The organism is Bacillus sp. (in: firmicutes), from assembly GCF_031983925.1.
In the GTDB taxonomy this organism is placed as follows: Bacteria; Bacillota; Bacilli; order Bacillales; family Bacillaceae_G; genus Bacillus_A; species Bacillus_A pacificus.
The window spans coordinates 550336-571408 of the sequence record NZ_DALYZR010000001.1 but is presented as its reverse complement, the minus strand read 5'-3'; the positions used below and the strand labels follow the sequence as shown (position 1 = coordinate 571408).

At 34.1% G+C, this 21073-nt stretch carries 20 protein-coding genes; 3 read left to right on the top strand and 17 right to left on the bottom strand.

Annotated elements, in window-relative coordinates:
• Positions 1–47: 47 nt before the first annotated feature.
• Positions 48–1484: a flavin monoamine oxidase family protein gene (locus RTP99_RS03025; protein WP_000983552.1), complete on the bottom strand. Its 1437-nt coding sequence runs from the start codon at positions 1482–1484 to the stop codon at positions 48–50.
• Positions 1485–1685: 201 nt separating this feature from the next.
• Here RTP99_RS03025 and RTP99_RS03020 point away from each other — a divergent pair, with 201 nt between their 5' ends.
• Entirely contained in the window at positions 1686–2630 is a 945-nt protein-coding gene (locus RTP99_RS03020; RefSeq protein WP_000715326.1) for an L-lactate dehydrogenase, read from the top strand.
• A 54-nt stretch (positions 2631–2684) separates the two neighbouring features.
• On the opposite strand, the gene RTP99_RS03015 is transcribed toward RTP99_RS03020, so the two are convergent.
• From RTP99_RS03015 to RTP99_RS02985, 7 genes are all read right to left on the bottom strand, one after another.
• Positions 2685–3698, bottom strand: coding sequence for an AI-2E family transporter (locus RTP99_RS03015; protein WP_001006583.1), 1014 nt, complete (start codon positions 3696–3698; stop codon positions 2685–2687).
• 178 nt (positions 3699–3876) lie between these two features.
• The gene (locus tag RTP99_RS03010; RefSeq protein ID WP_046646895.1) at positions 3877–5487 is read right to left on the bottom strand and encodes an amidase family protein; all 1611 of its coding nucleotides are present in this window, start codon (positions 5485–5487) and stop codon (positions 3877–3879) included.
• A 111-nt stretch (positions 5488–5598) separates the two neighbouring features.
• A complete protein-coding gene (locus RTP99_RS03005; protein WP_000997344.1) occupies positions 5599–5730 on the bottom strand; it encodes a hypothetical protein in 132 nt (43 codons plus the stop codon).
• 126 nt (positions 5731–5856) lie between these two features.
• Positions 5857–6459: a nitroreductase family protein gene (locus RTP99_RS03000; protein WP_001277021.1), complete on the bottom strand. Its 603-nt coding sequence runs from the start codon at positions 6457–6459 to the stop codon at positions 5857–5859.
• 57 nt (positions 6460–6516) lie between these two features.
• Positions 6517–7167: a DsbA family oxidoreductase gene (locus RTP99_RS02995; protein ID WP_000216684.1), complete on the bottom strand. Its 651-nt coding sequence runs from the start codon at positions 7165–7167 to the stop codon at positions 6517–6519.
• Between the two features lie 70 nt (positions 7168–7237).
• Positions 7238–7669 carry an Rrf2 family transcriptional regulator gene (locus RTP99_RS02990; protein WP_000704072.1) on the bottom strand — a complete coding sequence of 144 codons (432 nt, stop codon included), beginning with the start codon at positions 7667–7669 and terminating at the stop codon, positions 7238–7240.
• Positions 7670–7789: 120 nt separating this feature from the next.
• On the bottom strand, positions 7790–8659 hold the full coding sequence (locus RTP99_RS02985; RefSeq protein ID WP_046646894.1) for a LysR family transcriptional regulator: 870 nt from the start codon (positions 8657–8659) through the stop codon (positions 7790–7792).
• A gap of 97 nt (positions 8660–8756) precedes the next feature.
• On the opposite strand from RTP99_RS02985, the gene RTP99_RS02980 reads away from it, so the two are divergent.
• Positions 8757–9662, top strand: a complete 906-nt coding sequence (locus RTP99_RS02980) for a DMT family transporter (RefSeq protein ID WP_000192788.1) — start codon at positions 8757–8759, stop codon at positions 9660–9662.
• 42 nt (positions 9663–9704) lie between these two features.
• Here RTP99_RS02980 and RTP99_RS02975 read toward each other — a convergent pair whose 3' ends face one another.
• The 5 genes from RTP99_RS02975 to RTP99_RS02955 form a co-directional block, all read right to left on the bottom strand.
• Positions 9705–10325, bottom strand: coding sequence for a YcnI family copper-binding membrane protein (locus tag RTP99_RS02975; protein WP_000821417.1), 621 nt, complete (start codon positions 10323–10325; stop codon positions 9705–9707).
• 34 nt (positions 10326–10359) lie between these two features.
• On the bottom strand, positions 10360–12009 hold the full coding sequence (locus tag RTP99_RS02970) for a copper resistance CopC/CopD family protein (RefSeq protein ID WP_000114295.1): 1650 nt from the start codon (positions 12007–12009) through the stop codon (positions 10360–10362).
• A 330-nt stretch (positions 12010–12339) separates the two neighbouring features.
• Positions 12340–12759 carry a VOC family protein gene (locus tag RTP99_RS02965; RefSeq protein WP_000750843.1) on the bottom strand — a complete coding sequence of 140 codons (420 nt, stop codon included), beginning with the start codon at positions 12757–12759 and terminating at the stop codon, positions 12340–12342.
• Between the two features lie 83 nt (positions 12760–12842).
• Positions 12843–14201, bottom strand: a complete 1359-nt coding sequence (gene brnQ, locus RTP99_RS02960; protein ID WP_001284773.1) for a branched-chain amino acid transport system II carrier protein — start codon at positions 14199–14201, stop codon at positions 12843–12845.
• A gap of 240 nt (positions 14202–14441) precedes the next feature.
• Positions 14442–15134 (bottom strand): FMN-dependent NADH-azoreductase, encoded by a 693-nt coding sequence (locus tag RTP99_RS02955; RefSeq protein ID WP_000522523.1) that lies wholly within the window; start codon positions 15132–15134, stop codon positions 14442–14444.
• Between the two features lie 293 nt (positions 15135–15427).
• Here RTP99_RS02955 and RTP99_RS02950 point away from each other — a divergent pair, with 293 nt between their 5' ends.
• On the top strand, positions 15428–16393 hold the full coding sequence (locus RTP99_RS02950) for an arsenic resistance protein (RefSeq protein ID WP_000108721.1): 966 nt from the start codon (positions 15428–15430) through the stop codon (positions 16391–16393).
• 126 nt (positions 16394–16519) lie between these two features.
• Here RTP99_RS02950 and RTP99_RS02945 read toward each other — a convergent pair whose 3' ends face one another.
• The 4 genes from RTP99_RS02945 to RTP99_RS02930 all read right to left on the bottom strand — a co-directional run bounded on the left by RTP99_RS02945 (position 16520) and on the right by RTP99_RS02930 (position 21034).
• On the bottom strand, positions 16520–17767 hold the full coding sequence (locus RTP99_RS02945) for a DUF4153 domain-containing protein (RefSeq protein ID WP_000354058.1): 1248 nt from the start codon (positions 17765–17767) through the stop codon (positions 16520–16522).
• Between the two features lie 653 nt (positions 17768–18420).
• Positions 18421–19206, bottom strand: coding sequence for an ABC transporter permease (locus RTP99_RS02940; protein ID WP_000491565.1), 786 nt, complete (start codon positions 19204–19206; stop codon positions 18421–18423).
• Positions 19207–19221: 15 nt separating this feature from the next.
• Complete coding sequence (locus RTP99_RS02935) at positions 19222–20103, bottom strand: ABC transporter ATP-binding protein (RefSeq protein WP_001128282.1); 882 nt, start codon at positions 20101–20103, stop codon at positions 19222–19224.
• Positions 20090–21034, bottom strand: a complete 945-nt coding sequence (locus tag RTP99_RS02930) for an ABC transporter ATP-binding protein (protein WP_000268447.1) — start codon at positions 21032–21034, stop codon at positions 20090–20092. The genes RTP99_RS02935 and RTP99_RS02930 overlap by 14 nt, the downstream gene beginning before the upstream one ends.
• Positions 21035–21073 lie beyond the last annotated feature (39 nt).

The window sequence follows — 21073 nt, the reverse complement described above, 5'->3', positions numbered from 1 at the left end:
TTATATTTATTATTTTATTAAAAGAGTCGTGATTTGTAAATATATCTTCACTGTTCGTTTACTTCATACGCAACTTTAATCCCAGACTCTATTGCTCCTTGCATCCATCCATGTGTTAATGTCGTATGCTCTCCTGCAAAATGTACTTTCCCAGATGGTGGTGTAATATACGGAAATAACTCGAGCTCTTGGCCCGGTTCGAACGCTGTAAATGCGCCGCAAGAATACGGATTTTGACTCCAGCTAAAAGAGGTTCCAGTGACAAACTCACTATAGACGATGTCACCGTATATTTCCGCTAAATTTTTTAATGCGTAACGAATACGATCTCTTTGCGAGAGACTATCCCATGTTAATGCCTCATCTGCCCACGTATAACTTGCTATAACGATAGCTGGTCCTGGAGTATGAATGCCATAGCTCGGATAGTATGTAAAACGTATAGGTAAATCTGTAATAGATTTACCACCACACTGTCCCGCTTTCTCCCAAAATCTACTTTTAAACTCTATCGCAATTTTCGTTGCAGCAATATAATTTAATTCACGAATTGCTCGTCTTTTAAAATAAGAGAATAAATGGTATGGTTGAACTTCTACAAATCGTAACGCTGAAAATGGAATTGTGACAATAGCAATGTCGCCTGTTACCATAAACGAATGTAACGTTCGTTCATTTGTTACTTGCATCATTACCTTATTATCTTCCTGTATAATTTTTTCTACTTTATACGGCATAAAAATATTATCTTTTAAATCTGGTAAAAATGAATTTGGTAATGCATCCATGCCACCTGTTATCTCATAATATTTCGTCGTTGAAGTAAAGAAAATCATTTCACGTAATACTTCAATTAAAGACATTCCCATATAAGCTTCCATATCAAGAAGTACCCCGATCATGTCTATTGCACCGTCTGAATAATATTCAGTTAAAAATGTGCCGAGCGAATACGTTTTATACTTTTTTTCAACGATAAGCCAGTTTTTATTAGGATCCTTCTTTATAAAATTTAGTATGGGTTCTAATACTGCCAACATTAATTCTTCTGCTGTTTTACCTTTTTCGCTCTCCAAAATTGGATATCCAAGTATACTTGGATTTTTTTCGAAGGTGCTCAATCTCGTTTTAATATTATTCGTATAAATAATATCTGAAGCGGTTTTATTTATAAAAAGATTTAACGGTAATTTAAATTTACGAATGTATGCTAAAGTTAACTCGTGTGTTTCAGGAATTCGCATCGGCCCTGTATTAAAATATAAACCTCTGCTAAACGGTTCACGCATCGTATATATTCTTCCGCCTATTCGGTTATTCGCTTCTAAAATGGTTATGTTATGACCTGCTTCTTTCAATAATGATGCTGCAACTAAACCTGAAATCCCTGCACCAGCAATAATAATATGCTTTGGATTCTTTGTTTTAACGAGCCCCACATTAATAATATGAAGCATTCTTTCCATCGTTAATGGCTGCATCATGCCCTTTTCCCCTTCAATAAAGGATTTTATTGCATTATATTCGATTAACTTACTTCCTATGTTTCATGCAAAGAATTGCACGGATACATTTTCAATTACTTGAATATCTTTTATAAAATGTAATAAACTAGATATGACTCTATAGAAGTAAGACGTATTATCTTACATAATAAAATTAATGAAATTGCGAGGAATTTTGAAATGAAAAAAGGGATTAACCGTGTTGTATTAGTAGGAACAGGAGCGGTTGGATGTAGTTATGCTTACTGTATGATTAATCAAGCTGTGGCTGAAGAATTTGTTTTAGTTGATGTAAACGAAGCAAAAGCTGAAGGGGAAGCAATGGATTTAAGTCATGCTGTTCCATTCGCGCCAGCTCCAACTAGAGTATGGAAAGGTAGCTATGAAGATTGTAAAGATGCTGATCTTGTAGTCATTACGGCTGGATTACCACAAAAACCAGGCGAAACACGTTTAGATTTAGTTGAGAAAAACGCAAAAATCTTTAAACAAATTGTTCGTAGTATTATGGATAGCGGCTTCGATGGTATCTTCTTAATCGCAACTAACCCTGTCGATATTTTAACTTACGTAACTTGGAAAGAATCTGGTTTACCGAAAGAGCGCGTAATTGGTTCTGGTACAACACTTGATTCTGCTCGTTTCCGCTATATGTTAGGTGAGTACTTCAATATTGGTCCACACAACATTCACGCTTATATTATCGGCGAACATGGCGATACTGAACTTCCAGTTTGGAGCCACGTATCAGTAGGTATTCAAAAACTACAAACACTGCTTGAAAAAGACAACACGTATAATCAAGAAGATTTAGACAAAATTTTCATAAACGTTCGTGATGCAGCTTACCATATTATTGAGCGAAAAGGTGCAACTTATTATGGTATTGGTATGTCACTTCTACGTGTTACTAAAGCGATTTTAAATGATGAAAATAGTGTATTAACTGTATCGGCTTACTTAGAAGGTCAATATGGTCAAAAAGATGTGTATATCGGTGTACCTGCTGTTTTAAATCGCGGCGGTGTTCGTGAAATTTTAGAAGTAGAATTAAGTGAAGACGAAGAATTAAAATTCGATCACTCTGTTCAAGTGTTGAAAGAAACAATGGCTCCTGTTCTTTAATGATATATGCAAAAAGCAATCCAAAATTTGTTGGATTGCTTTTTACTTTATTTTCTATTTTTTAATCGATTCCTCATTATTTACATCAAGTACATCTAATAAGAAGATGAAGATTGGTATCCCGATAATAAGCCCCCATATTCCAAGGAAATGTTCAGAAAAGATGAGAATCATAAATGTATAAAAGATTGGTAAATTTGTTTTCGCAGACATAAACTTCGGATTTAAAAAATAACTTTCAAGAGCATGGATGACTGTTATGAACACGAGTATGTATACTACATATATAACTCCTCCTACGTTATAAGCAATGATACAAAGTGGAAATAAAGAAATAATCACACCTGCAACCGGAATTAACCCTAGTAGAAAAATCATAACAGCTAATACGAGAAGCTGCGGAAATCCTAAAACAATTAATGCAATAACAGTAAGAATACAATTTACAACCGCAATTAAAAACTGCGCTTCAATTACTTTACCGAATGATCTTGCAAACCTTTCGCCAAAATATGCAATCTCTTCATAAAAAATCTTTAGCTTACTCTCTTTAAATTTAGAAGTAAATGTAATAATACGCTCTTTTTCTAATAAGAAAAATAAGCTTAATATGAGAGACAATAATATTTGTAAACTTACCTTCCCTATATTTGCTATCGATTGATAGATAACATCTACACCTTGTTCTATATACTTTGATACTTCCATTCCGTTAATTGTCGAAAGTGCATATTTAATAATTTCATTATCAGGCGGGTTTTGAAAGAACAATTTAAATTGATAAATCAATTGAGAAATTTGTATCGTTAGCACAGGTAAATATTTATACAATGTCGTGCCAATAAAGGAAACTAATATGATATACAAACAGGCAATAACAATTTTCCGATTCACTTTCAATTTCTTTGAAATAAAACGTTGAAATCGATCCATTAAAAATGTCAGTATAAACGTAATTAATATTAAATTAATCATACTTTTTAATCCATATAATACAAGCGCTACTATTATTAAAACGAGAAACCGTTGAAACCCTCTACTTCGAAAAAAATTTTTCACTTCATTCATTAAAATTTAACCTCCCCCTTCAATGGATGGAAATTGAATATATTACATTTTATGAACTTCTATAGACAATCTTTCTTACTAATTAGGAAGAATCCTTTTTTTCTTTTTATATTGTTAGATTCTATTTATATTAGCCCACCTACTTACTTCAGTTGAGCTCTTTTTTTCGTTTAACCTTTTACAATTTAGGTGATTTTCTATTTCTAGACTGCTGCTCATACGCATATCCAATATTAAACAGTTCCTTCTCACCGAATTGCTTCCCGACAAACACTGCACCTACTGGCTCTCCATTGTTATCATATCCTGCTGGCACCGCTAATTCTGGATAGCCAGCTACAGCGGATAGAAGAACTTCATCGTTATTAATCATAACTAGAGCATCCAAACCTTTTTCTACTAAATATCTATCTAGCTCTTTTCTTGCATTTTCTTGACTCGTTTGCACTACTTTTTCAAACTCATCTTTCGTTATAGCAGATTTTTCAGATCCCTCAATTAATGTTTGTCCATATTTTATTCGTCTATTACTATCCTTTTTATTAAACGCTATAATCTCTTCTAACGATTTTACCGGTACATTTTTTTGCTTTGAAAGAAAATCGTTAACATTAGGTTTGAATTCATATTCTAATGTTTGTAGATTATCTACACCCTCAGCGTTTAACTGAATATCATCAGTCAATATTGCACCTGCATCTTGAAGGTCTTTTCTTATCTTTTGTGCTACTTCTTTTCTATTGTCATCTTGTCGATCTATTGAAAATAGTACTCCTACTTTTTTCCCTTTCAAACCGTCTATTGATAAGTCTTTCGTATAATCCATTCTTTCTTTATCTTTCATTTTTTCTGTCATTGCATCTTTTTCATCATAACTTACCATTATGTTAAATAACGTTGCAGCATCCTTTACCGTTCTTGCCATCGGTCCTGCTGTATCAAGTGTTTCAGCTAATGGAATAATGCCTGATCTACTCACCATACCTAGTGATGGACGTAACCCAACTACTGATTGCTGCGCTGCAGGTGCTACAATCGATCCTGTCGTTTCTGTTCCGACTGCAAGCGGTGCAAAATCTGCTGCAACTACTGTAGCAGATCCAGAGCTTGATCCTGATGTATCAAACGTAATCGGACCATACGGATTCAAATTTTGTCCTTTTTTCCCGCTATATCCGCTAGGCATTGTAAAGGATAAATAATTTGCCCACTCAGACATATTCGCTTTTCCTAAAACAAAAGCACCTTCTTCTTTCAACTTTTTCACAATCGTCGCATCCTCATCTGCAATCCAATCTTTTAACACATACGTTCCTGCACTAGTCGGCATCACTTTTTCCGTCTGTACATTATCTTTTACAATGACAGGAATACCATATAAATTCGATTTTTTATTTCTACCTCGCCCTTGATCTAACTTTCTTGCTTCCTCCATCGCATTAGGGTTTATCTCTGTAACAGCATTTAATGTTATTCCATTTTGATCATGTTCTTGTATTCTAAAAAGATAAATACTCGTTAATTCTTCATATGACAACTTTCCATCATCAATCATTTTTTGAAGCTCATCTATAGTCGCATTTACGACTTCTTTTTCTTTTATCTTTACATTTTCTATGTTAATTCCTTTTAACTGGTTATGTATCGGTTTTAACACTCTATCTTTATCATATACGATACGCTCAGGTTCCTTTGGAAAATAATTTTTATATACGTAATATCCGCCAGCACACGCTAATAAAACAATGCCTCCAGCGATAGACAGCGTTACCTTTACCCATTTCTTCATGTTGCTTCCTCCACTCTATAAGGTGCTTCTTTATACGAAAAAGAGAGTTACCTTTTACTTAACTCTCTCCAATCAAAATGCTAAATGAAAAAATGAAAGATTTCAATCTAATTACTTCTTTTTTTGCATTTGCTTTGCTAACATTTCTTTCACTTGATTATACGTTAACCCTGAATTTTTATTTAAACGCTTTACTTCCTCAACATCAGTACCTACCACTGTATATTTTTTCTCATCATTCATTTTCCTAATTCCCTTCTCAACGGATTATTTCTTATATTTCTTCCCTAAATGCGCATAAATTAACACCACTACAAAAAAGGAAGCTGTTTTTAAGCACAGCTTCCTTCTCGTTACATATTGTATTTCTTAATAAAATTTCACTACATCTTCAGTAGGCAAGAACGTTCTTTCTGCTGGTTGTTCGTTTGGTTCACCAAATGGCATTTGACCTACTAAGCTCCACTCAGCTGGAATGTTCCAAGTTTCTTTCACTTCAGCATCTACGATTGGGTTGTAATGTTGTAATGACGCCCCAATTCCTTCAGCAGATAATAACATCCACACAGTATGTTGTAACATTGCATTTCCTTGATGAGACCAGAATGGGAACTGATCTTTATATAATGGTGCGTTTTCTTGCATTTTTTCTACAGTTGCTTGATCTTCAAAGAATAGTACAGTCCCTACACCTGCATGAAAACCTTTTAGTCTTTCTACAGTCGCTTCAAAGTTTTCTGCTGGTACGCGGGCTCTTAATGTTTCTTTTACAATATCCCAAAATTTTTCATGCTCTCCATCCATTAATACAACCATACGACCACTTTGCATATTGAAAGATGTTGGTGCGTGTAAAGCTGTTTTTAACACTTCTTCAATTCTTTCTTTCGTAATTGCATCATTTTTTGTTACTTTACGAATGGAACGGCGGTTCACGATTGCTTCTTTTAAGTTTGTTGTAGTTGCTGACATTTTAATTCCTCCAAATGTTTGTTTTATGATCTATTTTGTTATTTCATAACAAGCGAATTAGCAATATCCATCGGTATTACATTGCATACCTTCAAATGAATTTGTTTTATCCTTTTCAATTTCTTTATCAATGACCCTTTCTAATGTTTCTTTACTAGCAAGCCCTTGAATGACTTCATCTCCAATCATGACAGTTGGAACAGCCATAATATTCGCTTCCTCATATGCGTGCTGAATTGCTTCTTGATGCTTTTCTTTATATTTACGAGTTACTAAAGCATCTTTAAATTCGGCTTCAGGAAGACCTACTTCTACCGCTAATTTTGTTAACACATCAATATCTTCAATGTTTTGCTCTTCTTGGAAAAACGCTGTGAATACGCGGTGATGATACTCATTACCTAGTCCACGTTCTTTCGCAAATTGACATCCTTCAAAAGCTAAATGTGTATATGGATGTGGTGAAACACGTGGCAAGCGCATTTCAATTCCTAACTTCTTCGCTGTCGGAAGAATGAAAGCATCCCATGAACCTAATTTTTCTGGTTCATTCCATGGATCTATTTTTGAATATGGACTTGGACGCAGCTCAAATGGCATCCATTCAATCTCTACATCTTTTTCTTTCGCTACCTCATCTAATGGACCTTTTGCTAAAAAACAAAACGGACATATAAAATCTGAGTATACTTTCATTTTTACAGTCATAACTTTTACACCTTTCTTTTAGTTGTAATCACATTAGTTACATTAATGATAAAAAAAATATAAATATGATTTAAGCATGCATTTTTTCTTGCAACGATTCAAACAATTGACCCATCGTAATATTTCTCAAAACTTCTTCCAGCGCGGATTGCGCTTGAATCAAAATGACTTCTAATACAGCTTGAATATTTGCTCCAATTGGACAATCTGGATTCGGTTTCTCGTGAATATGAAATAGCTTATCTTCTTCGACTACGTTCACTGCATGATACACATCTAACAATGTGATTTCATGTAAATCCTTTAGTAATCCCGCGCCACCCGGTCCACGATTTACGTAAACAAAGCCAGCTTGTTTCAAATACGACATAATTTTACGAATGACTACTGGATTTGTATTGACACTCTCAGCCATATAGTCTGAAGTACAAAGTGAAGATGGATTGTTTTTCAAAATAGATAAAATATGAACAGCTATGGAAAAGCGGCTACTAATTTTCATCGTGATCACCACCTCGATGTAATCATTATAGTTACAACTAAAAGATAAGTCAATCCTTTTCATAGATTTTTTATAAGCAAATTAAAAAGTGTCCCATTACGATATATGAGACACCTCTTTTTATTCTGCAAATAGCGCTTGAAATTCTTCAATAAATAGCTGCACAGCGATTGAAGAATCCTTTAATGAAGGAACAGCTAAAGCAATTTCTCTCCATACTTGTGGTTCTAATTCTCTCGTTTGCACATTTTTTGGTAAATTCGTTAAAGATAATTCAGCTAATATTGCAATACCTAATCCTTCTTGAATCATATTTAAAGCTGTCGTAACTGTCGAAATTACATACTCAGCTCGGAGTGGTACGTTTGATTGTTTAAACATATCGATAATCGGGGGTTCGTATCCACCCTTACATAATATGATCGGTTCATTCTCCAAATCACGAATTGTAATAGCTTCCTTCTTGCAAAGAGGATGATCCTCTCTTAAAATAACAACCATTTTCCCCTTCGTTAATGGGACAATCTCCATCTCTTTATTAGGCAAAATAACAATTCCTATATCAACAACCCTCGATACTAACCAATCTTCAACTTCCTTAATCGTTCCCTCACAAAGAACGACTTCTAAGTTCGGATACTTTTCCTTAAAATGATTTATCATTTTCGGTAAAAAATGTGCAGAAGCACTCGGAAAACTCCCAATTCGAATCGTCCCAACTTCGTGCCCTTTCTCCATTGCAACTTCTTGTTCAATCTTCTCTACACTGCTCAAAATCTCTCTAATATGTACAAGAATTCTGTTTCCTACATCCGTAACGAGTAACCCTTTTCGTTTATCCCGTATAAGAATCGTAACTCCTAACTCTGATTCTATACTTGAAATCGCATGACTTACAGCTGGCTGCGTCATATTTAACACCCGAGCAGCCTTCGTAAAACTACCTAACTCAACAGTTTTTATTAATACTTGTAGTTGTGTAATGGTCATAACTAATCACTTATACTCCTCATAAAAAAGATTCATTTTATTTATTACAGTCGATATCATATCATAGTGAAATGAATAACAACAAGGAGGTCTTACAGTGACACAGCTTTCTCGAACTAAGACGGCCATAATCCTTACCTTTCTCGTTTTCATGTGGGGAATCAATTGGCCTTTATCTAAGTTTGCCTTGCATTATACACCACCCGTTTTATTTGCAGGCATTCGAACTTTAATTGGAGGATTCATTTTACTCCTGTTCGCCTTACCAAAATACAAAGAGTTACACTTAAAAGAAACTTGGCATTTATACGTTATTTCTTCTTTACTTAACATCATTATATTTTACGGGTTACAAACTGTAGGTCTTCAATATATGCCTGCTGGTCTATTTTCCGCTATCGTATTTTTACAACCTGTTTTACTTGGTATTTTCTCGTGGATATGGCTTGAAGAATCAATGTACGGTTTAAAAATTTTCGGGCTTGTACTTGGATTTATTGGTGTAGGAGTGATTAGCTCTAGTAGTTTAACTGGACATATTTCTGTCATTGGAATTCTTCTTGCATTAGGATGTGCGATTGGCTGGGCACTTGGAACAGTATTTATTAAAAAAACTGGTCACCGTGTGAACGCCATTTGGATGGTAACAATTCAGCTGCTTATCGGCGGTCTTTGTTTAGTCGGATTTGGCTCAGAATTTGAAAGTTGGTCTAGTATTGCTTGGAGTATGCCATTTGTTAGTGTACTACTCTTTATTTCATTCTTTGTTATTGCAATGGGGTGGCTTGCTTACTTTACACTCGTTGGAGCTGGTGAAGCAAGTAAAGTTGGGGCTTATACATTTCTTATTCCACTAATCGCTATTATTGTAAGTTCAATTTTCTTACATGAGGCCATTACGATTAGCTTATTCATCGGACTATTATTTATTGTAGTGAGTATTTGCTTCGTAAATATAAAGCCGAAAACACTTGCTGTAAGGCAGCAGGTTGAAGTGAAATAAATATGAAAAAGAGCCTACTGTTTGTAGGCTCTTTCTTATATCTTACTTTTTACGACGTACTACAAAAACACACGCACCTACCGACGATACAATCGCTAAAATAGATAAGACTATCGCTATTACTTGTATTTTACTAGTATCTTCATTCTTTTCTACATTAGATACTTCACCATGTTCTCCTGTTAGTGACGTACCTTTTGCAATTGTAGTAAGTGAATGTGGTTTTTCAGCTTTTTCATCGCCTGTCCATTCAACAATTTCTCCGTCTTTATATTGTTGATATGCATCCCAAGCTATTTTTTGCTCTTTATCCGGATTTTTAGCGACGAAAGTAAATCGCTGAAACTGACCGGGTAAAATCCCTTCTCCTGTTGCTTCCCATACTACAGTTTTAACTTTTCCATCATTATCTTTTTGTTCTTCCACTTTCCATCCTGGCACTGGCTCATACTGTTGGAACTCCAATCCAGACGGTATTTTCAATGTAACTTTTGTCGTTGCTACATTCTTTTCAACTGGTACTTTTATCGTGTAAGTCTCCCAAGAACCAATGTCAGAAGTTGCTGGCTTTACAGTAACGTGCGCACTTACAGGTAATGAAAAAATCACCATTGCGATTATTATTGTGATCATTGTTGTACCCAATTTTTTTATTCGTTTCATTTTCTATTAGCTCCTTTTTATCTATACGTTTTCTTTATCTGCCGCCTACTATAAATCTATAATCCGTATCAAAGCTATCAAGAGATTTTGTTAATCCGTGCACTTGTATATTCCAGTTTCCTGTCATGTTAATATACATACCTTCTGCTTCATATTCTCCCGGTGAAACTGCCGAAACTTTAAATGATCCTTTTCCCATATTCATATCTAACGATTGAGTCGTTAATATAATTTGTTCCATATCAGGAACCGGTTGCCCGTTCTCATCCTTTAAAGTAATATGGAATGTATTTTGTCCTACTTTATTAGGACTTACATTTAGCGTCATTTCATATCCATTATCTAATTGTTTACTCTCTGTAAAAGGTCCAGTAGGAGGCATAGGTGGTGTTTGTACGTTTGTCATAAAAGCTACGATTACGAAAATGATAATTCCAATGATAAACTCTACTTTCACCGTAGCACCTAATTCTTGCTCCGCTCTCATTCTCCCTTTCACATAATGAATAATTCCCAATATCCCCATGAAAATGAATAAAAGTACCTTTGCTAATAAAGCTAATCCATACTTCGTATCAAATAACGAGTGGATTGTTGGAATAAAAAATGTACTGTTAAAAAGACCTGTTATTAAAATCACAATGACAGCACATGTTGCCCACGGTGAAAAACGCTTAATCATATCCCAATACATATTCCATTTGTTATCCTCTTTACGTAACAGAAGAATAATAGACGATAAACCACCAATCCATAATGAAGCTGCGAATAAATGTAAAAAATCCATAACAACAGCAATGTCTTTAAACTTTAAACCATAAGCGTGACTATTAAAGGCTTTCATAACAAGTATCCCGATAAACAATACTATTGGAATACTCCATACTTTAAACGACGATAGTTTCTCACGCCTCATCGCAAAATACGTAACGATTATAAGCAAACTAATTAAAGCCATTTGAGTGACCCATACATAACTAAAAACAGAAAGTTGTAACGTTTCTTTTAATAGTAAAGGATTGAATGCTTCTAGCCATGAAACATCAGCATTTATTTTCGCTTGCAGTGGTAGATTGAATAACAAGCTAATAAATATCCCTAATAAGGAAATCCATATTATGTTCTTACTCCTTGATCGAACCGAGGTTGCATTCCCTTTATACATAATAAGGTTAAAAAATAGCACTCCTATAAATAGCGAGAAACTTGTATATAAAATTCCACGTTCCATGATCATATCAATTTGCGGAACATATCCCATCTCTTCTACTTGTATATCATCTGCTCCAGCTTCCGCTAATCCAATACGGAATGGAATAACTCCTTGAATTGGATGTCCATCAGCTGAAATCACTTTCCACTGAATAGAGTAGAGACCATTTTTAAGATTCTCTTCCAATCCAGCTTCTAATAGCTTTTTATTTTTTTTATCAATATGAGCATCTTTTAAATCGACCCTTTTACCTGATGTATCTCTCACGTACAATGTATTAAAACTTGAGATTTGTATGTCCTCATCGAACTCGATTTTCACAACAGACGGTGCTTTCTTCAATGTTTCATTTTCAGTAGGGTTTGATTTCACAACGTATGCATGAGCAGATGCACTTTTCGGTATCAATATGATAAGCACACATACAATGAATAACAATGTCCCTAACCTTTTCATTACTTTCACACTCATTTCACTTCTTTCTTCCTCATCGCTATATTTTCATTATTTTTACTTCCCAAGTTGGATTCTCGGACGAAATATTAACCTGATTAAATATAATCTTCTATACAGTATAACTATTTATTTCTCTCTCACCTCTAAACTTCCAATACAATAGTAACTACCTTCATAGATACAACTTACATTTTTAAAGTCGATTGTTATTATATCATAAAATATATTTATGTAAGTTCCTGAAGAGGAAAAGTTATCGTGAATCATTTGTGAAGAAAGTGTGAAATACATAAATAAAAAAGGTATTACGTTATTACGTAACACCTTCTTAAAAATATCCTTCTTCTATTTCTCTTCCGGATAATCACAATACTCTATGATTGTTCCTTCTGTATCCGCTGGGTTAAGATAAATTAATCTTCTGCCGTGTTTATTAATTCGAAGTGTATGCTCTAACGTTCGAATGCCTTGCTCCTTTAACTCTTCTAAAGCTACATCTAAATCATCTACTCGATATGCAACATGATGTACACCTTTACCTTTTTGTTTGATGAATCTGGCAATTGGCGACGTCGTATTATTCGTCGGCGCAAGCAATTCAATTCTATCTCCCTCCACTTCAAGAATGGCTACTTCGCTTTCAACACCAGGCGCTTCACTTACGTAACGATCTATTAAAGTTCCTGACAACACTTTTTCATAAAAACGTATCGTACTATCTATATCTCGAACTGCGATGCCGATATGATCAATTGTTTTTTTCATTTTATTTCCCCTACTACTTTATTTTCTTTCATTATCAATAGTAACAAAAAAAGCTATAGAAACAAGTTCTATAACTTTTTTATTTAACCTATTTTCTTATTCGCACTAGCCGCTGGTTGAATTTGATTTTTTACTTTTAAAACGCTAATGCCATATCCGATAAATCCACCGATAATCGCTGGGAAGATCCAGCCTAATCCTACTTCCTGCATCGGAAGGAATTTAGTGAACACTTGGCTTACTACTTCAACGTTAACTCCAGCTGCACTTAATCCATCGAATAAGCTGATAATAAATGTTACAGTTAAGCTCACTTGATAAACTTCAGCTCTTCCTTTGAATAATGAATGGAAGAATGTTAAGAAAATCAATACGATTGCTAGTGGATAAATTGCTGTTAATACTGGAACAGAAACTGCAATTAATTGTGTTAATCCTACATTTGCAACAATTGCACTAAATATACATAGCGTGATTGCAATTGCTTTGTAAGGAACATTTGGGAATAACTTATGGAAGAATGAAGAACATGCTGATACAAGTCCCACACTAGTTGTTAAACAAGCTACTGTAATCATTAACCCTAATAATACTCCGCCATATGATCCAAAATAGTAGTTAGAAACTTTCGCTAATACTTCTCCGCCGTTCTCTAAATGTCCAAGCTTTGCAACACTTGAAGCACCCATATAAGAAAGTGCTGTATAGATAATTGCTAAAATAGATGCTGCAATGATTGTTGCTTTTGCACAAACGACCATAATTTGTGTTTTCGTTTTTGCACCTTTTTCTTTAATTGCATTAATGATGATGATTCCGAATACGAATGATGCAAGCGTGTCCATCGTTAAGTATCCTTCTTGGAACCCTTTAAAGAATGCATGTGATGTATAAGCTTCAACTGGTGCTTGCATTTCTCCAATCGGATGAATAAAAGCAACGATTACTAAAATACCGATGAAAGTTAACTTAATTGGCGTTAAGATTTTCCCAACAATATCGACAATTTTCGCAGGATTTAGCGAAAAAAAACAAGTGATGCTAAAGAATACAATTGTGAAAAGAATTAAAGGTGTAGAACCTAATCCCTCTGGCATAAACGGTTTAAGACCAATTTCATAAGAAACATTTCCTGTTCTTGGTATTGCAAATAACGGGCCAATCGCCAAGTATAAAACTGTTGTAAACACAATCCCGAATACTGGGTGAGCACGACTTGCTAATGACTGTAAATCATCTTTACCCGAAAAACCAAATGCTAGTACACCTAGTAATGGTAATCCAACACCTGTTACTAAAAATCCAGCGTTAGCAATCCATACATTTTCTCCTGCCGATTGACCAAGCATTGCCGGAAAAATTAAATTTCCTGCTCCAAAAAATAGTGCAAATAACATTAATCCAATAACTACTATGAACGAAAACGGTACTTTATTCGCCATAATATAACCCCCATTCAAATTTCCTTATCTCATTTTCCAATTTTAACTAATTGAATTTTCTGAATATTTAATTTAAGTATCAACTATTCTTGAACTCATTATAGTTTGCTATATAATATTTTGCAATACTATTTTCAAACTTTTCTTTTATTTTATAAATATACATTTTTTAACATGAAATATAGACTAAAAAACCAACATGGTCATCCATGTTGGTTTTTCCATTTTACTATCAATTAATTAAAATTTCGCCGCTACTTTCTTAACCTTCTCTAGACCTTCTTCAACAATTTGTTGTGAGCGATCTGGATACTGGTTGTGCCCTTCAATTACAACAGTCTCTGGATTTGTAATGCCCCAGAATCCAAGTACAGTTGTTACGTAATTAACTGCCATTTCCATAGGAGCCATTTGTTCTGAAGAGTAATCTGAACCACGAGCACCTAACACAACTACTTTCTTACCACCAGCTAAACCTTCTGGGCCATTAGCTGTATATTTAAACGTTTTTCCAGCTTGAGATAAGTATGAAATATATGTGATTAATGGTGCTGGTACTGTAAAGTTCCATAATGGGAACGCAAATACAACTTTATCAGCTTCTAAAAATTGATTTAAATATTGATCTACTGTAGCAACTGCCTTCTCTTCTTCAGCTGTTAACTCCATACCTTGGCTACGTTTGTATCCACCTGAAATAGCAATATTTCCGTAATAAGGAAGATCTAATGCAAATAAATCTAACTCTGTAATTTCTGTATTCGGATTTGCTTCTTTATAAGTACTTACAAATGTTTCATACATTTTTGAACTAACTGCTTGCTCCGCTGGACGATCGTTTGCTTTTACAAATAATACTTTTGACATTGTTTTATTCCCCTCTACTTTTGTATTTTCTTCTTTTTTACCAAATAACGAGCTAAATAATCCCATTTTCTTCACCTAAACTTTCTTATCATATTCATTATTCAACATCATAAAAATTCTTATTCTAATAAAAAGTTCCAATTGATACCTTAAGGAAAGTTAATCTGAACTTTTTGTTATTTAATTACCTTATGTAAGTGATTGTAATATAGCAACTTACTTTAGTCAAGTAACTTTTAATAAAAAAATAAATCTCAAATTAAAAACATTTACTAAAATACAATTGAACACCAAATACGACTTTATTACTTGTATAATAAAATTAGAGAGGAAAATTCATATTTAGAAAGGATTTACTCATGAGCACTGTAGAAAAGATTCAAACTTTTATTATTCTTTTTGCTGTTACATGCGGCATCGTACTCGGACAATTTCATTTGATTCATATGTATTCAGAGCAATTTATTGTCCCCTTCTTATTTTTCATGCTGTATGGATTATTCCTCAGCATCCCATTAAAAGAAATAAAAAACGGATTCCGCAATTTAAAATTTGCGGGAACAAGTCTTACTATTAACTTCTTATGGACACCTTTACTCGCTTGGGGATTAGGTGCACTATTTCTTTCAGATCATCCCGCACTTTGGGTTGGATTTATTATGTTAATGGTTACTCCGTGTACAGACTGGTACTTAATCTTTACTGAAATAGCGAAAGGAAATGTAGCACTTTCTACTGCGATTTTACCTGTAAATTTAATTTTACAAGTACTACTCCTTCCCATTTATTTATTTTTATTCGCTGGTGTTATGAAGACTGTAGCGGTTTCTGTTTTAGTAGAAAGTATTGTTATCGTAATCGTCTTACCATTTTTACTTGCACACGCTACAAAATTCATTATGAATAAACTGAAAAAAGCTGAAACGCTCGAGAATAAACTCATTCCGTTTTTCAGCTCTGCCCAAATTGTATTTTTAAGTTTAGCAATCGTAGCAATGTTTGCATCACAAGGTAAATATTTACTACAAAATATGAATGTCGTTTTATTATTACTCATTCCTGTTCTATTGTTCTTCATCATTAATTTTGTACTAGGACAATTTATCGGGCGCGTTATGCGTTTATCTTATAAAGATACAGTAAGTCTAAACTTAACAACGTTAGCAAGAAACTCACCTGTTGCACTCGCTATTGCTGTAACAGCTTTTCCAAATGAGCCTCTTATTGCACTTGCACTCGTTATTGGACCGTTAATTGAGCTACCAGTACTTGCTTGTGTTTCACAGGTGTTGTTACTTATTAAGAAGAAGAAGCAATATACATAATAAAAAACGTCCTGCTATAGGACGTTTTTTATTGTCGAGAAATTATATAATGAACGATCATTATCGGCTCTAAGCATTTTATACGTTATAGAAGAATTAATTTGTCGTTACATTAACAGTTCCTTTCTAATTAAAAATTAAAGGAAACGTAAATATAACGAAAGCTGCCCAAAGTCCGTAGATTGGCAAATACTTCGTAACAGCATCTTGGATAGCTGTCGGTCCTGATTTGTTTTGCAAGAAACGCATATAGGAAAACATAATCCAAATGAGATTTGCCCAAATCAGTATGTTTACTCCTAAAACAGCAAGTCTATTAGGTGTAATACCGTAAGAAGAAAGTCTGAATACGATGGCTGACAATGCTACAGTGTCAATAATAAGTGCCAGAACAATTAAGGCGAAATTTATATAATCTGAAATGCTCTTTTTCTCGTCTGAATCACTCTCAACGATAGAAAATATAGTAACAGCCAATACACCAAGGAGTATTCCGTTAAAGGCCATTAGAAAATTACGATCCAAGAATGGATTTTTCCCGACCCAAATTACCGTTATAAGATAAATAAACAATGTGATCAAGACAAGCGGACTAAAAATTTTAGATATGTATGGCGTAATATTTTTAGCAAGTTTAAGATTCAATGATACTAAGTATGCAGCCACTACAGCGAGAGCGGCAGCTCCAAATAAAACAACATTACTAAAATAGAACTCTCCTATATCCAAGTCAACAAAGCTAAATAATCGCATGGTGAATATTGCTAGTATCATTCCACTCACTGCCATGCTCGCATAGAGAAGGCAATATTCTAAATTAAATTTAATATACGCTAATCTTGTACTGCCTTTTGAATATTCATTTCCCGTAAACGCAAGTCCCAATAAGACCCATAGCAATATAGGAAGATGTAAATACGCAAGGATACTGCTGTCTTTATAATTTAATGGCAACATATTGAGATACAACCCGGCAATTAGGAACAACGCTGCAAGGGAATAAATAATACTTTTTTTCGGAGTATTATTGTAAACAAAATAAGCAGCGATAAAGGGAATTACACCAAAAGCCAAGTTAATTGGAGCAATTGCTTCCTGCTCAACAAAGTGGAAAATGATTCTCGTGCTTAGCCCTGCTAAAATAGCTAGCATGCCCATGAATAAGAAACCTTTTTGAAACAGCGATACTTTTTCTTTATTTGCCGTCTCCTTGAAATGTAATCTTTCATACCAAGCAGCTAGAACCTGCGAATCAAGATTTTCATCCCACGCTTGTGAGAATGACTTTCTAAAAGCTCTCGGGTCTTTTCTATACATTCTCTCCAACTCATGAGGGTTATCCATATTTTCAATAATCAAATTGTTAATGTCCATATTTATACCTCCTCTAATTAAAAAAAATAAAGTTGTTACCTTTTCCATAAAAAGCCCACACTTATTTATTATGATTTTGATTTTAATATAACTTTTATCGTTTTACAATAAAAGTTTATTATTTTAGATGATATTTTTATTGCATATTTTCAGTTTTCCTCTTATCTTCTTATCTCCCCTTTATATAAAAGAAATGAGAAAGATGATATTAATATCCTAGTTAACACTAGCTTTTTAAATGATTTTTAGTGATAGTACTGAAAAAACTGTAATTATAAAATAAAAAAGCATGACATAAATTGTCATGCTTTTTTATCCATATATTTTTCCAAACCTAATCTGTTATAGAACCTTTTGTTTGTTGAAAGCACTTGTAATGATTGTATTATTTCTCGGCGGCTCCAAATCAAATTGTTCTTTTATTAAATAATTTAGTAAGTCATATCTCTTCTAATGTTGCTATCATTTCTCTTTGAATCAGAAAGATTTAAAAACAGAAATTAGAATGCTTATTAATTAATTCCATATCCTAAAGATGGCCTTCCACTATTCAGGGAACGCCATCTGTTTCCATTAATTATTACTTTTCTTTATTAATTTTTTCATTTCTCATTAACAAATAAGTAAAGTGAATTTATTCATCTAGTTAAATTTTAAAGCGGTAAATCTTTTTGCTGGAAGACTCTCATCCCCAATCCATAAAGTATTATACCTACACCGATAAGAATAATAAATGGAATTGCTACACTATCTCCATTCAGAATTGCACTTGTATCGAATAACGTATTCAATGATAAATACTTCATCTTTTCAAGACTTTTACTTACTTGCCCCATCAATTGGAATAGAAAGAATGCAACTGGTATCCCTGCTCCTAAAGCTAATGAGTTTTTTGATAAATTGAACAGGCAAGAGAAAAAGAAAGAAATAGCACTAGTTGCAAACATTAATAAGAATAAACCTACGTTAAGCATAATAAAATCAGAAATATTGATATCTACATTGCCTTGGAAAATTTGAATCGCAGCTAGACCAACACCAGTTACGATTACAAACATCATGATAAGTGATGTAATTAAATATAAAGCTTGAGTTCTAACAACGGTACTTCGTTTTGTAGGTGTCGACAGTAAGTAAGCCATTGATCCTCTATCTACTTGAGAAGCAATGAGACTATTAGCTGTCATCATAATAAATATGACTGGTAGAAGGACACCATGCATTGAGTAAAAAGTAGAAGCAAGCATGCCAAGGAACGTTGTATTTTTCATCATATCCGCAAGCGGTGTCCCTTTTACCATATCTGTCATACCAGTTAGAGTAGTTGGTTCAAAAACGGCAATCATAACAGCTAGCATAGCACTAGTTATGACTGTGAATATGATCCATAGTTTAAAATTAGCTTTTAATGTTTGTTTGAAAATAGCTTTACTAAACATAGCTTTCTCTCCTTTTTAATACTGACTATTGAAATATTTCTCAAGTGTATACTTAATTTCTGTAATGAACTTGATATTGTAACCTTTTAACGTTTTTAGTAGTGTATTAATTTGGCGGTCATGCACATTTACAATTACTTGGTTTTGAGATTCACGTTTTTCCGTAAAATCAAATGGCTCTGCTAAAAACAGCTTATAATCCTCATGTGAATTAAACTCGATTTTATAAGCCTTTTCCTGATTGTACTTAATCTCTTTTGTCGATTTAACAGCAATAATTTTCCCGTCTTTTATAAGGGCAACCTTATCGCAGGTATGTTCGACTTCATCAAACATATGACTCGACATGAAAATTGTTTTTCCTTTTTTCTTTTGTTCATCCAAAATACTTATAAACTCTGCTCTCATAAGTGGGTCAAGACCCGTTGTCGGTTCATCAAAAATCAAGATTTCTGGATCAGCCATCAAAGCAGCTACAATGGCTGTCTTCTGTTTCATACCTTTTGACATTCTTTTTAAATTAGCAGTAGGATCAAGCTGTAGCTTTTTAATAATTGATTCCGCATAAGACATATCTTTTAGACCTAATAATTCGGCTTGTCTTTTCAAAAATTCGGTTCCTGTTGGTGCATCTGGGAATGCAATTTCTCCTGGTATATAGCCAATCATTTTTTTGATTTCAGCTGAATCTTTCCAACAATCCATTCCATTAATCGTTGCGTTCCCGCTTTGCGGCTTTAAAAATCCCATCATATGACGGATTGTTGTAGTTTTACCTGCTCCATTCGTACCGACAAAACCAAAAACTTCCCCTTTTTCAATTGAGAGGCTGACGTCAAAAATTCCCCGTCCGTCTCCATAATCTTTTGTCATGTTGTTTATCTCAATTAGTGGCACTTTGCTCGCCTCCTCCCTCATTTTTAGAATTACGATCATAGAACTTCATAAAATAATCTTCAAGCGTAAACTTAATTTCAGAACAAAACTTTAAATCATAGTCACTTATGAAAGCTATAAAATCGTTTGTATCTGCATCATTCACCCGAAGTTCCACTTGATTTTTATGAGATTTTAGAGAAATCACTTTTATTTTTTTATGAGAAGGTACTTCGTTCTTAAAACGTTCGAACACTTCTTTTGAATCAAATTCCAGTTTGAATGTTTTCTCCGCATTATGGCGCAAATCGTCTGCAACAAACGTTGATATTAATCTTCCATCCTTAATAATGGAAATCTTGTCGCATGTAGCATCAATTTCATTAAAAATATGACTTGAAAGGAGTATCGTTTTTCCTTTTTCCTTTTCCTCTTTAATAAATTCAATAAACACCTTTTGCATAATCGGATCGAGAGCACTAGTCGGTTCATCCAAAATGAGTACTGCTGGATCATGCATAAAAGCAGTTACAATGGCGAGCTTACGTTTCATACCAAGAGACATACGTTTCAGGCTACCTGACGGATCTAGCTCAAATTTTTTCATTAAATAATTTGTATGTGACATATCCTCGATTCCACGCAATTGCGCCATCATCTCAATAAACTCTGTTCCTGTCAACGACTCGGGTAGGGCTATTTCACCTGGTAAGTAACCAAGGTCCTGTTGAATTTCACTTGCTTTTTCCCAACTGTTCATTCCATTCACAGAGATTTTCCCAACTTGCGGACGAGAGAATCCCATAATATGACGAATTGTCGTTGTCTTTCCCGCTCCATTCGGTCCCAAGAACCCATATACTTCACCTTTTTCTACTTTAAACGAAACATCGAATACGCCACGATTATGACCATAATCTTTTGTTAAATGATCTATCTGTATGACAGCCATATGAATAAAAACTCCCTTCTTGTTTCATTTCGTTTCTGT